At 72.8% G+C, this 14656-nt stretch carries 12 protein-coding genes; 9 read left to right on the top strand and 3 right to left on the bottom strand.

Annotation, left to right across the window (positions count from 1 at the left end; genetic code table 11):
* Positions 1-42: 42 nt before the first annotated feature.
* A complete protein-coding gene (locus ACI78U_RS17785; RefSeq protein WP_456876717.1) occupies positions 43-1632 on the top strand; it encodes an LCP family protein in 1590 nt (529 codons plus the stop codon).
* Positions 1633-1635: 3 nt separating this feature from the next.
* Here the strand turns inward: ACI78U_RS17785 and ACI78U_RS17790 are convergent, their stop codons facing one another.
* The 3 genes from ACI78U_RS17790 to ACI78U_RS17800 all read right to left on the bottom strand — a co-directional run bounded on the left by ACI78U_RS17790 (position 1636) and on the right by ACI78U_RS17800 (position 4992).
* Positions 1636-2532: an ornithine cyclodeaminase family protein gene (locus tag ACI78U_RS17790; RefSeq protein WP_456876718.1), complete on the bottom strand. Its 897-nt coding sequence runs from the start codon at positions 2530-2532 to the stop codon at positions 1636-1638.
* Positions 2533-2917: 385 nt separating this feature from the next.
* Entirely contained in the window at positions 2918-3136 is a 219-nt protein-coding gene (locus ACI78U_RS17795) for a hypothetical protein (protein WP_456876719.1), read from the bottom strand.
* Positions 3136-4992, bottom strand: a complete 1857-nt coding sequence (locus ACI78U_RS17800) for a sigma-54-dependent Fis family transcriptional regulator (RefSeq protein ID WP_456876720.1) — start codon at positions 4990-4992, stop codon at positions 3136-3138. The genes ACI78U_RS17795 and ACI78U_RS17800 overlap by 1 nt, the downstream gene beginning before the upstream one ends.
* Before the next feature lie 324 nt (positions 4993-5316).
* Between ACI78U_RS17800 and ACI78U_RS17805 the strand changes: the two genes are divergently transcribed.
* From ACI78U_RS17805 to ACI78U_RS17840, 8 genes are all read left to right on the top strand, one after another.
* Positions 5317-6969, top strand: coding sequence for a hypothetical protein (locus ACI78U_RS17805; protein ID WP_456876721.1), 1653 nt, complete (start codon positions 5317-5319; stop codon positions 6967-6969).
* A gap of 244 nt (positions 6970-7213) precedes the next feature.
* Positions 7214-8260: an FAD-binding oxidoreductase gene (locus ACI78U_RS17810; RefSeq protein ID WP_456876722.1), complete on the top strand. Its 1047-nt coding sequence runs from the start codon at positions 7214-7216 to the stop codon at positions 8258-8260.
* A 4-nt stretch (positions 8261-8264) separates the two neighbouring features.
* Positions 8265-9479: a hypothetical protein gene (locus ACI78U_RS17815; protein WP_456876723.1), complete on the top strand. Its 1215-nt coding sequence runs from the start codon at positions 8265-8267 to the stop codon at positions 9477-9479.
* The gene (gene mimD, locus ACI78U_RS17820; protein WP_456876724.1) at positions 9476-9844 is read left to right on the top strand and encodes a propane 2-monooxygenase effector subunit MimD; all 369 of its coding nucleotides are present in this window, start codon (positions 9476-9478) and stop codon (positions 9842-9844) included. Before ACI78U_RS17815 ends, mimD begins: the two co-directional genes overlap by 4 nt.
* A 91-nt stretch (positions 9845-9935) precedes the next feature.
* The gene (gene groL, locus ACI78U_RS17825) at positions 9936-11621 is read left to right on the top strand and encodes a chaperonin GroEL (RefSeq protein ID WP_456876725.1); all 1686 of its coding nucleotides are present in this window, start codon (positions 9936-9938) and stop codon (positions 11619-11621) included.
* Positions 11622-11836: 215 nt separating this feature from the next.
* Complete coding sequence (locus ACI78U_RS17830; RefSeq protein WP_456876726.1) at positions 11837-12865, top strand: NAD(P)-dependent alcohol dehydrogenase; 1029 nt, start codon at positions 11837-11839, stop codon at positions 12863-12865.
* 42 nt (positions 12866-12907) lie between these two features.
* Positions 12908-13981, top strand: a complete 1074-nt coding sequence (locus ACI78U_RS17835) for an amidohydrolase family protein (protein ID WP_456876727.1) — start codon at positions 12908-12910, stop codon at positions 13979-13981.
* Positions 13978-14616 carry an iron-sulfur cluster assembly protein gene (locus ACI78U_RS17840; protein WP_456876728.1) on the top strand — a complete coding sequence of 213 codons (639 nt, stop codon included), beginning with the start codon at positions 13978-13980 and terminating at the stop codon, positions 14614-14616. The genes ACI78U_RS17835 and ACI78U_RS17840 overlap by 4 nt, the downstream gene beginning before the upstream one ends.
* The last annotated feature ends 40 nt before the right edge of the window (positions 14617-14656 follow it).

Below are 14656 nucleotides of genomic sequence, written 5' to 3' on the forward strand. Positions count from 1 at the left end.
CGGAACCACCACCCGACGCCGGACGCCCCTAACCTCGATCTTGTGAGCCGCGACCGCGACCAGCACGGCGACCCCCCGGCCCGGCCGCTCCCGGCGCGGCTCGACCCCCGCGCCGGCCGTTCCCCCCACGCCCGCGGCTCCGGTCCCGCCGAGGCCACCGGCCCGCACGGGAGCCGCCGGGTCGGGACGCCGCGCCGTCGCACCGCCCCGGCCGTCGTCCTCGGCCGCGCCGTGGCCGTGCTCGTGTCGCTCGTCGTGCTGGCCGGCAGCGGCTGGGGCTGGTACCTGGGCCGGGTGGCCGAGGCCACGGTCAACCGCACCGATGCCATCCCCACCGACGGCAACGCCGACACCGGCGGCGCGCCGGAGGCGATGAACCTGCTGCTGGTCGGCAACGACAGCCGCGCCGCGCTCACCCCCGAGCAGCTCGCCGAGCTCAGCGCCGGCGTGGACTCCGGCATCAACACCGACACGATGATCCTGGTGCACGTCCCGGCCGACGGGTCGCGCGCCTCGTTCGTCTCCTTCCCGCGCGACTCCTACGTGGAGATCCCCGGCCACGGGATGGACAAGCTCAACGCCGCCTACGCGCGCGGCTACGAGGAGGTCGACGACTCCGCCCCTGACGAGGAGAAGCAGGCCGCGGGCGCGCAGCTGCTCATCCGCACGATCAGCCAGCTCAGCGGCCTGCGGATCGACCACTACGCCGAGGTCGACCTGCTCGGCTTCTTCGAGCTCACCAGCGTCGTCGGCGGCGTCGAGGTCAACCTCTGCCACGCCGTCGACGACCGCGAGTTCTCCGGCGCGTTCTTCCCGGCCGGCGAGCAGACGATCAGCGGCGCCGAGGCGCTGGCCTTCGTCCGCCAGCGGCAGGGCGTCCGGCCGGACGGCAGCGCGGCCCTCCCCCGCGGCGACCTCGACCGCATCGTCCGCCAGCAGGTGTTCATCGGCGGCGTGCTGCGCAAGGTCCTGTCGCAGGACGTGCTGCTCGACCTCGGCACGCAGCGGGACCTGATCGAGGCGGCGTCGGAGTCGCTCACCGTCGACGAGGACCTCGACCTCCTCGACCTCGCGCAGCAGATGCAGTCGGTGACCGCCGGGAGCATCGAGTTCCAGACCGTGCCCATCGCCGACGCCGCGGCCCGCGACGAGGACGGCCGGTCGATCGTGCGCCTCGCCGACGAGGACACCCTGGCCGACTTCTTCGCCACCCTCTCCGCCGAGCCGGAGGCCCCGGCACCCGCGCCCGAGCCCCCGGCTCCGGTGGCGCCCTCGGAGGTGTCGGTGGAGGTCTACAACGGCTCGGGCACCTCGGGGATCGCCGCCGAGGCGACCGCGGACCTCGAGGCCGCCGGGTTCACGGTGACCGCCACCGGCAACGCCGACAGCAGCGACTACGAGCAGACCGTCATCCGGCACGCTGCCGGCGACGAGGCGCTGGCCGCCACGCTCGCCGCGCAGGTCCCCGGCGCCCTCACCGAGGTCAGCGAGGACGTCGGCAGCGGCACCGTGCAGCTGGTCCTGGGCAGCGACTTCAACGGCATCGGTGAGCCGACCACGCCGCCCGAGCCGGCCGGTGAGCCCAGCGCCGAGGCGCCCCGCACGGCGGCGGACGAGAGCTGCATCAACTGAGGCTCAGGCTCCGTGGCGTCCGGCCACCGCCGTCGCGACGACGAGGTCCTGCCAGGACATCCCCACGGTCTTGACCACCAGCGGCCGGTCGGCGGGAACGGCGACCGCACCGGTGACGACGTCGCGCAGGGGCACCAGGTCGGCCGGGGTCAGCGCGCCCTCGGCGATCGCGAGCACGACGTCCCCGGCCTCGCGCAGCGCCGTCGCGACGTCCTCGACGACGACGGTGGCGCGGCCGAGCAGCGCGGCGTCGAGCTCGCGGGCGTCGGGCTCGTGCGAGCCGACGGCGACCACCGCGGCGTCGTCGCGCAGCAGGGCGGAGTCGAACAGCGGGGACCGGGCCGAGGTCGCGCAGACGACCACGTCGGCCGAGCGCAGCTGCTGCTCGGCCCGTGGCGTCCCGAGCGCGACCGCGTCGAGCGGGGTCCGGGACGGGTCGCGGACCAGGTACGTGACGGCGTCCAGGGGGCGGACGGCGGCCAGCGTGGCGACGTGGCCGGTGGCCTGCGGGCCGGCGCCGACCACCGCGACCCGGAGGGGGCGGTCGGGCAGCCGCGGGAGGGCGGCGGCGACGGAGACCGCGGGGGTGCGCAGCGTGGTGAGCGCCGTGCCGTCGAGAACCGCGCGCAGCGCGAGGGTCTCCGCGTCGAACAGCAGGTAGGCGGCCTGGACGCGGGGCAGCCCACGGGCCGGGTTGCCCGGGGCGACGGTCGCCACCTTCACCCCGGCTGCGCCGGCCGCCTCCGACGGCATCAGCAGGAACTGCCCCCGCGCCAGGCCGACCGGGAGGCGGGCCGGGTCGGCAGCGGGGTCGAGCCCGCCCCGCAGCGCCTCCGTGACCGCCCGCACCGCGGCCGCCGGGCCGAGGGCGGCGACGTCGTCCGCGTCGAGGACCCTCACCGCAGCACGGACCCGGACCGGTGCGCGAACGGCTCGGTGGTCCCCACCGGCGCATCATCGCCGAGCGGGGGTCCCCGTCGTCCGCCGAGCCCTCCCCTCACGCGCACCACCGGAGGCCCGGGTCCTGGGCGCCGTCGACCGCGGCGCCGCCCTGCTGACGCCCAGCCCGGTGCCCGGCGGTGGTCCCACCCGGGGCGGTCAGCGTGGCCGCGCCACCAGCAGCCGCACGAGGTCGACCAGCCGGTGGCCCCCGCCGCGGTGCGGTGGGGCTCCAGCCGCTTCCGCACGGCCGTCCGCACGGTCACCGGGTCGACCCGCCGCGCCAGCGTGCGGGCCGGCGCAGTGGCGAGCAGGGGCCGCACCACCCCGGAGGGGCCGGGTACGGCTAGGCCAGGTCGAGCAGGAGCAGCACGGCACCGACGCCGGTCGCCGTGCCGGCCGCCATCAGCGTGCCCCGGGTGTGCGCGGCGAAGGAGTCGACCCGGGGCCGGCAGCAGGCCGGCACCTCGTCCCGCGGCGTGAGGGGGGCGACGAGGACGAACACGGCCGTCCCGAGCAGGGTGAGCAGGCCCAGCAGGAGGACGGGGACGGCGACGTCGGACATCAGCCCTCACCTGCCCGCTTCACCGTGCCGGGCAGCACGATCCCGTAGTCCCGGATCTTGCGGTAGATCGTGGCGCGGGACATCGACAGCCGGCGGGCGGCCTCCTTCTTGTTGCCCCCGGCGTCCAGCAGCGCCTGCACGATGGCGTCGCACTCCAGCGACTCCAGCGGCGTGAGCACCCGCTTGCCGGTCACCCAGCACTCCGCGGGCAGGTCGGCCGGCTCGACCACCCCCGCCCGCCGCCGGGACACGACCTGCCGGAGGACGGCGAACAGCTGGTCGACGTTGCCGGGCCAGCGGTTGTGCCGGAACACCCGCATCACCTCGGGCGAGCACCGCACGGTGGTGCCCCGGCTGAGCCGGCCGAGCAGGTGGGGCACGAGGTCGGTGACGTCCTCGACGTGCCGCCGCAGGGGGGGCACCTCGAGCGTGCGCGGGAAGCAGGCGAGCAGCTCGGCGAGCTCCGGCCCCGGGTTGCTCGCCGGCGGCGCGACGGTCGCGACCACCCACGGCCGGCTCGCCGCCGTCGACTCCCGCAGTGGGTGGAGCACGTCGACGAGGTCGGCGAGCGCCTCGCCGGTCAGCCGGTCGACGTCGCTGAGGACGAGCGTCCCCACGCCCCCCTCGAGCTCCTCGGCCACCTCGGCCGCCCAGTCGCGGCCGGGGTCCCCGGCGGCGAGGACGCGCAGCCGGCCGGCGGGCGTGCGGGCCTGGTGGGCCGCGCGGGCCAAGGTCTCGCGCCCGCTGCCCGCCTCACCCTCCAGCACCAGCCACTCCCGCGCCTGCAGGTGCCGGTCGACCGCCTCGCAGCACCGGCGCCAGGCCGCGCTCGACCCGACCGCAGCGGGCAGGACGACGGGTGCCCGCGGGCGCGACCGGGCCGGGACGGTCTCCGCGGGACCGACCAACTGGACGTCGACCACGCCGCTGACCGCGCCGGAGGCGCCGGGCGTGGGCCGGCAGTGGAGCTTCGCGGTGCGCCCGCTGGGGAGGTCCACCAGGAGCGGGTGGCGCCGGCCCGCCGCGAGCGCCTCCCGCGCCTCTGCCAGCAGCGGCGCCTGATCGGCGGGGTCGAGCTGCCGGCGGGCGCGGTCGTTCATCATCAGCAGGTCCGCACCGATGGCGAGGACCGGCCCGCGGTTGCGCCGGCAGGCGGTCAGGTAGTCGGAGAGCACCGCGACCTCGTGCCGGCCGGACTGGTCGAGCAGGACCTTCTCGATGCGCCGGGCGAGCGTCGCCGCGGTGGCGATCAGCAGCGGGCCGGCGTCCCGGTCCCAGCAGGTGAGGTCGAGGACGCCGAGCACCCGCCCGGACACCGGGTCGCGGACCAGCGTCCCGGCGCAGGCCAGGACCTCCAGCCCCTCCGCGTAGTGCTCGTGACCGAAGACCTGTGCCGACCCCCGCGCCTCGAGGGCGGTGCCGATGCCGTTGGTCCCCACCACCCGCTCGCCGTAGCTGTACCCCGGTGCCAGCCACACCCGGTCGAGGTACTGCTCGAGGCCGGAGTCGCCGGTCCGCCGGCTGAGTACGAACCCGTCGGCGTCGCACAGGATGACGCTGACCGGCTCGGTGGCGAACAGGTCGGCGATGTCGCGCAGGACCGGCTCGGCGGCCCGCCGCAGCGGTGTGTCGGGCCCGGTGTCGCGCTCGAGGCCGAGCTCGAGCCGGTCGGGCCGCACCTCCCACAGCCGCGAGCGGGTCCAGGACGCGAGGATGGGGGTCCGGACGACGCCCGGGGGCACTGGCCCGTCGGCCAGGAAGAGCTCCCGCGCCCGCACCAGGTACCCACCCGCGGCCTGCCGCAGCGCGGGGTCGGCCGACGCCCGATCCGGTGCGAACTGCGGTGACACCGTCACCTGCCCACCTCCGCCCACTCGGAGGAGCGACCCCGGGACCCACCCCGTTGGACGCCCGCGGCCGCACTCTAGGGGCCCACCGTCGGGGTGTCGGCACGGTGACGTGCGTCTCATATTGAGACCACGGGCATGCGGGGCCGGGAATGGGATGCCACTGCGGACGTGCGGCGCCCCGGACAGACGGCGCCGTCCGTGCGCACCGGAGTGGAACGCCCGCGCCCGTCCGGCTCCGGGATCGCGTCCGCCTCCTCCACCGACGCCCGTCGGCGGAGTGGGCGCCGAACCGAGTCCGACCCGACGACCCGACGACCGTGAGGAGACGACGTGAGTCGGCAGAGCCTGGCGAAGGCCCACCAGAAGATCCAGGAGCTGGCCTGGGAGCCGGCCTACCACGAGCCGTACATGAAGTACGGGACCGACTACACCTTCCACAAGGCGCAGAAGAAGGACCCGCTCAAGCAGATCCTGCGGTCCTACTTCCCCATGGAGGAGGAGAAGGACAACCGCGTCTACGGCGCCGAGGACGGCGCGATACGCGGGAACATGTTCCGCCAGGTGCAGCCGCGCTGGCTGGAGTGGCAGAAGCTGTTCCTCTCGATCATCCCGCTGCCGGAGATCTCCGCGGCCCGCTCGATGCCGATGCTGTTCCAGGCGGTGCCGAACCCGGAGCTGCACAACGGCCAGGCGATCCAGATGATCGACGAGGTCCGGCACTCGACGATCCAGCAGAACCTCAAGCGCCTGTACATGAACAACTACATCGACCCGGCCGGCTTCAACAACAGCCTGCGCAACTTCCACAACGACTACGCGGGCACCATCGGCCGGCAGTTCGCCGAGGGGTTCATCACCGGTGACGCCATCACCGCGGCGAGCATCTACCTGACCATCGTCGCCGAGACCGCGTTCACGAACACGCTGTTCGTGGCGATGCCCGCCGAGGCGGCGGCCAACGGCGACTACCTGCTGCCGACCGTCTTCCACTCGGTGCAGTCCGACGAGTCGCGGCACATCTCCAACGGGTACGCGACGCTGCTCATGGCACTGTCGGACGAGAGCAACCGCCAACTGCTCGAGCGCGACCTGCGCTACGCGTGGTGGAACAACCACTGTGTGGTCGACGCGGCCATCGGCACCTTCATCGAGTACGGCACCAAGGACCGCCGCAAGGACCGCGAGTCCTACGCCGAGATGTGGCGTCGCTGGATCTACGACGACTACTACCGCAGCTACCTCGTCCCGCTGGAGAAGTACGGCCTCACCGTGCCGCACGACCTCGTCGAGCAGGCCTGGGACCGCATCTGGGACAAGGGCTACGTGCACGAGGTCGCGCAGTTCTTCGCCACCGGGTGGCTGGCCAACTACTGGCGCATCGACCCGATGACCGACGAGGACTTCGAGTGGTTCGAGCACAAGTACCCGGGCTGGTACGACAAGTACGGCAAGTGGTGGGAGAACTACAGCCGGCTGGCCGTCCCGAACGGCCACAAGCCGATCGTCGGTGAGGACGTCGACTACGTGTACCCGGCCCGCTGCTGGACGTGCATGGTGCCCTGCCTGATCCGCGAGGACATCCAGACCGCGGAGATCGACGGCATGCACCGCACCTACTGCAGCGAGACCTGCAAGTGGACCGACGTCGTCGCCTTCCGCCCCGTGTACGAGGGACGCGAGACGCCGAACATGGGCCGCCTGGTCGGGCACCGCGAGTGGGAGACGCTCTACCACGGCTGGACGTGGGACAAGGTCGTCGAGGACCTCGGCTACGTGCGCGACGACAGGAAGACGATGACCGCCCAGCCGCACCTCGACCTCGACCCGAAGCGGATGTGGACGACCGAGCACCTGAAGCGGCTGCCGGCGCTGCAGAGCCCGAACGTCCTGTTCAACGAGATGACCGACGAGCAGCGGACGGCGTTCATCGCGGACTACCGGAAGCAGGGCCCGGCCGGTCGTCCCGCCCCCGCAGACGCCTGAGCGCGGGTCAGGCGAGGGGGAGGGTCGGGCCCGCCCGGCCCTCCCCCGCCACCGCTCCCTCCCCGGTACGGCGGCACCCGGCCGGAGGCCGGCGTGCCCGGGACCCCGCGTGTCCGGCCGGTCCGGGGAGGGGGCAGCGCGCCGACCCGGAACCGGGCCGGCCCCCCGGAGGCACTCCGGCACCCGAGCGGCCGGCACCCGAGCGGCCAGCACCCGAGCGGCCAGCACCTGAGAGGCGGGGCCCGTGGGCGAGAAGCACCACGTCCGGTTCGAACCGGTCGGCATCGAGATCGAGGTCGACTCCGAGCAGACGATCCTCCGCGCCGCGGCCGAGCAGGGCGTCCAGCTCATGCACGGCTGCAAGGAGGGGCAGTGCGCCTCCTGCAAGTCCTTCCTGCTCGAGGGGGAGGACGTCGAGCTGGACAGCTACTCCACCTTCGCGCTCCCGGACTTCGAGAGAGAGGAGGGGCAGACCCTGCTCTGCCGGGCGCACGCCTACGAGGACCTCGTCATCGAGCTGCTGAACTACGACGAGGAGGTCATCTGCTCGGGCCTGCCGCTGCGGCAGGGCACGGTCGAGGTGGTGTCCAACGAGCCGGTCACCCACGACATGCGGCACCTGGTGGTCCGGCTGGTCGAGCCCGAGGAGATCAAGTTCTTCCCGGGTCAGTACATGGACTTCCGGGTCCCCGGCCACGACGCCACCCGCTCGTTCTCGATGGCCAACACCCCGAGCCGGGAGGGCCTGTTCGAGTTCGTCATCCGGGTCTACCCCGGGGGGCTGTTCTCCTCCCTGCTGCCGGGGATGCGCCCCGGGGACCGGCTGGAGGTCGAGGGCCCGTTCGGCGCCTTCCGGCTCCGCGAGAGCAGCCCGGCGGACCTGCTCTTCGTCGGGGGCGGGGCCGGCATCGCGCCGCTGCTGGCCCTGCTCCGCTCGATGGCTGAACGCGGTGTCGAGCGGAAGGTCACCTTCTACTACGGGGCACGGGGCCGGCGCGACCTGTGCTTCGGGGAGGAGTTGCACCGCCTGCAGGAGCAACTGCCCGGCCTGACCTACGTCCCGGCCCTGTCCGAACCGGACCCGGACGACGACTGGGGCGGCGAGACGGGCCTGATCACCGACGTCGTGGCCCGGCGCGAGTCCGCCCTCGGCGGCGTGGACGCCTATGTCTGCGGACCGCCTCCGATGGTCGAGGCGGCGATCGGCACGCTCACCCGCCTCGGGCGCAGCGAGGACCACATCTTCTACGACAAGTTCACCACCACCGGTGAACCGGAAGGCGAGGACTGACCCCATGACCGCAACCCAGGAACGGCCCGCCGCCACGCCCGAACGTCCACCGCGCAGCGTGCCGCGGGTGAACTTCACCGACGCCGAGGCCGGCGCCAGGGAGTTCCCCGACTCCGGTCCCTCCGCCCGCCGCTACAACTACTACACGCCGGCGAAGCGCAAGCAGACCATCTACGAGGACGTCACCGTCGAGGTGCAGCCCGACCCGCGGCACTACCTCATGCAGGGCTGGATCTACGGCTTCGCCGACGGCCAGACCGGCTACCCGCTGACCTGGACCAAGCTCAAGGCCTGGGGCGTGGACGACCCCGAGCCGGTGCGCGGCGTGGGCACCGGGGGCGGCGGCAAGGACCTGCAGTGGCCCGCCCACGGCTGGCACGAGTTCCGCGATCCCAACGAGGAGTGGGAACAGACGATCTACCGGTACAACGCCAACGTCGTCCGGCAGGTCAACCAGAACGTCGAGAACGCGCGCAACGCCAAGGCCTTCGAGCAGTGGAGCACCAACTGGGTGCACTTCGTCGAGCGCAGCGTGGGCGCGTGGATGCACGTCGAGCACGTCCTCGGCCTCTACGTGTTCGCCGCCAACGAGCGCTCCGGCCCGACCAACATGCACAACACCGCGATGGCGGTGAACAGCGCCCACAAGATCCGCTTCGCGCAGGACCTCGCGCTGTACAACCTGACGCTCACCGAGGAGGTCCCCGGCTTCGACGGGGCCGCCCACCTGTCGGCGTGGAAGGACGACGAGGCGTGGCAGGGCGCCCGCGAGGTGACCGAGGCGCTACCGGCGATCCAGGACGACTGGGGCGAGGCGATCTTCGCGACCAACGTCGTCTTCGAGCCGCTGATCGGCGAGCTGTTCCGCAGCGGGCTGGTCATGCAGGCCGCCCCGGGCAACGGCGACTTCGTGACCCCGACCGTGGTCGGGGCCGGCGAGTACGACTACGCCCAGCGCGACCTGGCCTGGACCCGGGCCTGCTTCGGCCCGCTTGTGCAGGACCGCGAGTTCGCCGACCACAACCGGGCGCTCATGCAGGGCTGGCTGTCGCACTGGGTGCCCCGCTGCCTGGCCGCGGCCCGCACCATGCAGCCGCTGTGGTCGCAGCCCGACGCGCGGCCGCCCCGCTTCGAGGACTCGCTCGACCGCGCCAAGAACCGCTTCGCCGGGATCCTCAGCGACCTCGGCCTGAAGACCCCGAGGGAGCTGGCCCAGTGACCGCGACGCAGAGCACGTTCGGCGCCCGGAACGCCACGTCGTCGAACCTGTGCGGCATCACGCTGATGAACGACCAGGTCGGCGAGGTGATCGCCGACGTCATGAAGGACAAGCCCGGGGTGACGGCGACCTACCTGCCGTCGATGATCCGCCTCGACGCGGTCAACCGGATGGACTTCGACTACGACGAGCTGTCCGAGGCCCTGGGCCAGGAGTCGGGCTACTTCGACTCCGCCACGCTCGAGGAGAGCATGTCCACCCACTACGGGCGGATGGTCCACGAGGACGACCGGACGATCATGTTCGCCAACCCGGAGGACGCCGCCGAGTACCTCGGCTTCGACCTGCCGACGGTCGCCCGCTGATCCCCCTCCCGCCGCCGGCCGGGTGCTGTCGTGCCCGGCCGGCGGCTCCTTCCCCGCACCCCACCCTCCCCACCCGCGCCCAGGAGGACCCATGGCCAAGGAACTGCGCTTCGGCGCCGACGCCCGGCAGCTGCTGCAGACCGGCGTCGAGCAACTCGCGGCAGCCGTCAGGACCACGCTCGGCCCCAAGGGCCGCTACGTGATCCTGGAGAAGATCACCGGCTCGCCCGACGTCACCAACGACGGGGTGACCATCGCCCGCGAGATCCACCTGCGCGACCCGTTCCAGAACATGGGCGCGCAGCTGGTCAAAGAGGCGGCGATCAAGACCAACGACACCGTCGGCGACGGGACGACGACGGCGATCGTGCTGGCCGAGGCCATCGTGCGGAAGGGCATGGCGGCCATCGCCGACGGCGGCAACCCGGTGCTGGTCAAGCGCGGCATCGACACCGCGGTCGGCCGGCTGGTCGAGCACCTGGCCGGGGTGGCGCACCCGATGCAGACCCTCGACGACTTCCGCCGGGTCGCCGCGATCTCGGCCAACGACGACGAGGCGATCGGCGACGCCGTGGCCCGGGCGCTGCACGCGGTCGGCGAGGGCGGCGTGGTGACCGTCGAGGACTCGCCGGTGCTCGGGATCGATGTCGACTTCGTCGAGGACTTCGAGTTCGACAACGGCTACGTCTCGCCGTACATGGTGACCGACGTCGGCCGGCTCGAGGCGGTCCTGGAGGACTGCTACGTCCTGCTGACCGCGCACAAGATCACCGACGTCAAGCAGCTCATGCCGGTCCTCGACAGCATCATGCGCCAGCCCCGGCCGCTGGCGATCATCGCCGAGGCCGTGGAGGGCACCGCGCTGCAGATGCTGGTGCACAACCACGTCAACGGCCTGTTCCGGTGCGTGGCCATCCAGGCCCCCGGCTTCGGGGAGAAGCGCATCCACCTGCTGGAGGACATCGCCGCGCTCACCGGCGGGCAGGTGCACTCGCGGGCGTCGTCCTTCGCGCTCGAGCAGATGACGACCGCCCACCTGGGCCGGGCCGACCAGGTACGGGTCACCGGCGACCACACCACGATCATCGGCGGGCGGGGCGAGGCCTCGGCCCGGGAGCGGCGGCTGGTGCAGCTGCACGCCGAGTTGGACCGGGCCACCATCGGCACCGACGAGGACTTCCTCTCCGAGCGCATCGCCCGCCTGTCGGGCAAGGCCGCGGTCATCCGGGTCGGCGCACCCACCAACGCCGAGGCCAAGGAGGTCCGCAGCCGGGTGGACGACTCGCTGCAGGCCACCCGGGCGGCGATGGCGGAGGGCATCCTGGCCGGCGGCGGGGCCGCGCTGCTGCACGCCGAGCCGGCGCTGGACGCCCTGGAGGTGACCGGCGACTACCGGGTCGGCGTGGAGATCGTGCGCAGCGTCCTGACCGAGCCGGTGCACCTCATCGCGGCCAACGCCGGCCACGACGCCGAGGAGGTCGTCAAGCACGTGACGACGATGGCGGTCGACGAGGGGTTCGACGCCCTCGAGGGCCGCTACGGCGACATGGTCGAGCTGGGCATCATCGACCCGCTGCGGGTGGTGCGCTCCGCGCTGCAGAACGGCGCCTCGGTGGCCGGCCTCGTCCTGACCACCGACTCCCTGGTGGCCGAGGAGCAGACGCCCTGGAACAAGGCCCTGATGACCGAGTTCGGCCCGCTCGACGAGGGCATCCCCCAGCCCTCCCCCGACGCCAGCACCCCCCAGTCGCTGGGGCTGGGCCCGTCGATGGGCTGACTCGGGCGCGTCCTGGGCGTCCGCCGCCGGCCGGCCCGTCCCCGTGGGGCGGACCGGCCGGCGGGTCTGCCCTGCTCAGCGGGGCGGGACGTCGCCCGCCGGGCCTGCGGGCAGGTCTCAGAACGAGACACGGCCCCTCCCCGCCCGTCCCTAACGTCGGCCTCCCGGGCCGACCCGGAACCGGCCCCGCGTCCGTGCGACAGGAGGCACCCGACATGCGAGCCGTCCGCGTCCACCGGTACCACGAGGACCCCTCGATCGACGACGTCGCCGAGCCGAAGCTGCAGGGCCCGCTCGACGTGGTCGTGCGGATCGGCGGGGCCGGGGTGTGCCGCACCGACCTGCACATCCTCGAGGGCCAGTGGGCCGACGTGCAGCACCCCGACCTGCCCTACGTGATCGGGCACGAGAACGCCGGCTGGGTGCACGAGGTGGGCGACGGGGTCACCAACGTCGCGGTCGGCGACCCGGTGATCCTGCACCCGCAGCCGAGTTGCGGGCTGTGCCGCGCCTGCCGGGCCGGCAAGGACATGCAGTGCACCGACGCCTTCTTCCCCGGGCTGTCGAACGACGACGGCGGGATGGCCGAGTACCTGCGGACGACGGCCCGCGCCTGCGTGAAGCTCGACCCCGGCACCGAACCGTCGGACGTCGCCGCGCTGGCCGACGCCGGGATCACCGCCTACCACGCCGTCCGCAAGGCCGAGCCGCTGCTGCGGCCCGGCACCACCGCGGTCGTCCAGGGCGCCGGCGGCCTCGGGCACATCGCCATCCAGTGCATCGCCGCGCTGACCGCGGCACGGATCGTCGTCGTGGACCGCAGCTGGGACGCGCTCGCGCTGGCCGAGCAGATCGGCGCGCACGAGATCGTCCGGGCCGACGGCTCGCACGTCGACGCGGTCAGGGAGCTCACCGGCGGCGACGGCGCCAAGGTCGTCTTCGACTTCGTCGCCGAGCAGGGCGCGGAGATGGACGGCTGGGCGATGACCGCGCCGGACGGTTCCTACTACGTCGTCGGGTACGGCGGGGAGCTGCGCATCCCGACGCTGGACGTCATCGCCACCGAGCGCAACGTCGTCGGCAACATCGTCGGCACCTACGACGACCTCGCCGAGCTGATGGTCCTGGCCCAGTCCGGGCAGGTCACGCTGCACACCCAGAAGTACCCGCTGGACCGGGCGGTCGACGCCCTGCACGACCTCGACGCGGGCCAGGTGCGCGGCCGCGCCGTCCTCGTCCCCTGATCCCCCCTGACAGCCCCCGACCGACGCGAGAGGTGGAAGGCCATGTACGAGAAGGATGGCGAGAAGTACTTCGTCGTCGACGCCCACATGCACTTCTGGGACGCCAGCCGGGAGAACTGGGTCGAGGGCCGTGAGGACCTCGCCAAGGGCTGGATCGACTGCTTCTACGGCTACCACAAGCTCGCCCCGGAGGAGACCCACTGGGACTACGAGCACTACCTCAAGGTCTCCGAGGACGACCTGGTCCGGGACGTGTTCGAGGAGGGGCACGTCGACAAGGCCGTCTTCCAGTCGACCTACCTGAAGTACTGGTACAAGGACGGCTTCAACACCGCCGAGCAGAACGCCCGGCTGCTGGAGCGGCACGCGGACAAGGTCATCGTCAACGGCCGGTTCGACCCCCGCGACGGCGAGGCGGGGCTGCGCCAGCTCGAGGAGGACGCCGAGCGCTGGAACCTCAAGGGCGTGAAGGTCTACACCGCCGAGTGGCACGAGGACGGCTCGCGCGGCTGGCGGCTGACCGACCCGATGGCCTACCGGTTCCTGGAGAAGTGCCAGGAGCTGGGCATCAAGAACATCCACCCGCACAAGGGCCCCACGATCTGGCCGCTGAACAAGGACGCCTTCGCCATCGAGGACGTCGACCAGGCCGCCACCGACTTCCGGGACCTGAACTTCATCGTCGAGCACTCCGGCATCCCGCGCATCGACGACTTCGTCTACATGGCCGTGCAGGAGCCCAACGTCTACGCGGGGCTGTCGGTCGTCATCGGCGGCCTCATGCACGCCCGCCCGAAGTTCTTCGCCAAGGTGATGGGCGAGTTGCTGTTCTGGGTGGGCGAGGACCGGCTGACCTTCGGCAGCGACTACAACATCTGGACGCCCAAGTGGCAGGTCGAGGGCTTCGTCGACTGGCAGATGCCCGACGACGAGGCGTTCACCGACTACCCGCGGCTCACCACCGCCACCAAGAAGAAGATCCTCGGCCTCAACGCCGCCGAGCTCTACGGCATCGAGGTGCCGCCCGAGTGCCGGCTGCCCGAGTCGCCGGCCATCCCCCAGCAGCAGCCCGGCGAGCAGCTGGTCGAGGACCTGGCGGGAACGGGCCAGGCGTGACCCTGCGGGACGCCGTCTGGACGGCGCTGGGGACGGTGCTCGACCCGGAGCTCGACGAGCCGATCACGGAGCTGGGCTTCGTCTCGTCGTGCACCGTCTCCGGCGACGGCCACGGCGGTCGGGTGGCGGACGTCCGGCTGCGCCTGCCGACGTTCTTCTGCGCGCCGAACTTCTCCTTCCTCATGGTCGCCGACGCCTACGACGCGGTGTCCGCGGTGGAGGGGGTGACCCGTGCGGACGTGGTGCTCGACGACCACCACGCCTCGGACGAGATCAACCGCGGGGTCGCCGCGCACGCCGACTTCGTGCGCACCTTCCCGGGCGAGGCCGAGGCCGACCTGGTCGAGCTGCGGCGGTACTTCCTGCAGAAGGCCGTCGTGGCCGGTCAGGACCGGGTGGCCCGCCCCCTGGTGGACGCCGGCCTCGGTCCTGACGAGCTGGCCTCGCTGACCCTGGGGGCGGTGCCGCCGTCGGCCGAGCTGGACCGGCTGCGCCGGCGCCGGGCCGCCCTCGGGCTCCGGGCCGACGACGACGCGCCGCTGCTCCTGCACGCCGACGGCAGCCCGGTCGCCGCGGCGCAGGTGCCCCATCACCGGCGCCGGGCCCGCCGTACCCGGCATGGGATAGCGTTCTAACGGGTGGTCTGCAGCCGCATACACAAGAGACCCGTAGAGG

It is taken from the genome of Geodermatophilus sp. SYSU D00710 (assembly GCF_054050195.1).

Coding starts and splice junctions, on each gene's coding strand:
- groL (WP_456876725.1), top strand. CDS start 9,936: ATGGCCAAGGAACTGCGCTTCGGCGCCGACGCCCGGCAGCTGCTGCAG.
- ACI78U_RS17830 (WP_456876726.1), top strand. CDS start 11,837: ATGCGAGCCGTCCGCGTCCACCGGTACCACGAGGACCCCTCGATCGAC.
- ACI78U_RS17835 (WP_456876727.1), top strand. CDS start 12,908: ATGTACGAGAAGGATGGCGAGAAGTACTTCGTCGTCGACGCCCACATG.
- ACI78U_RS17795 (WP_456876719.1), bottom strand. CDS start 3,136: ATGTCCGACGTCGCCGTCCCCGTCCTCCTGCTGGGCCTGCTCACCCTG.
- ACI78U_RS17815 (WP_456876723.1), top strand. CDS start 8,265: ATGACCGCAACCCAGGAACGGCCCGCCGCCACGCCCGAACGTCCACCG.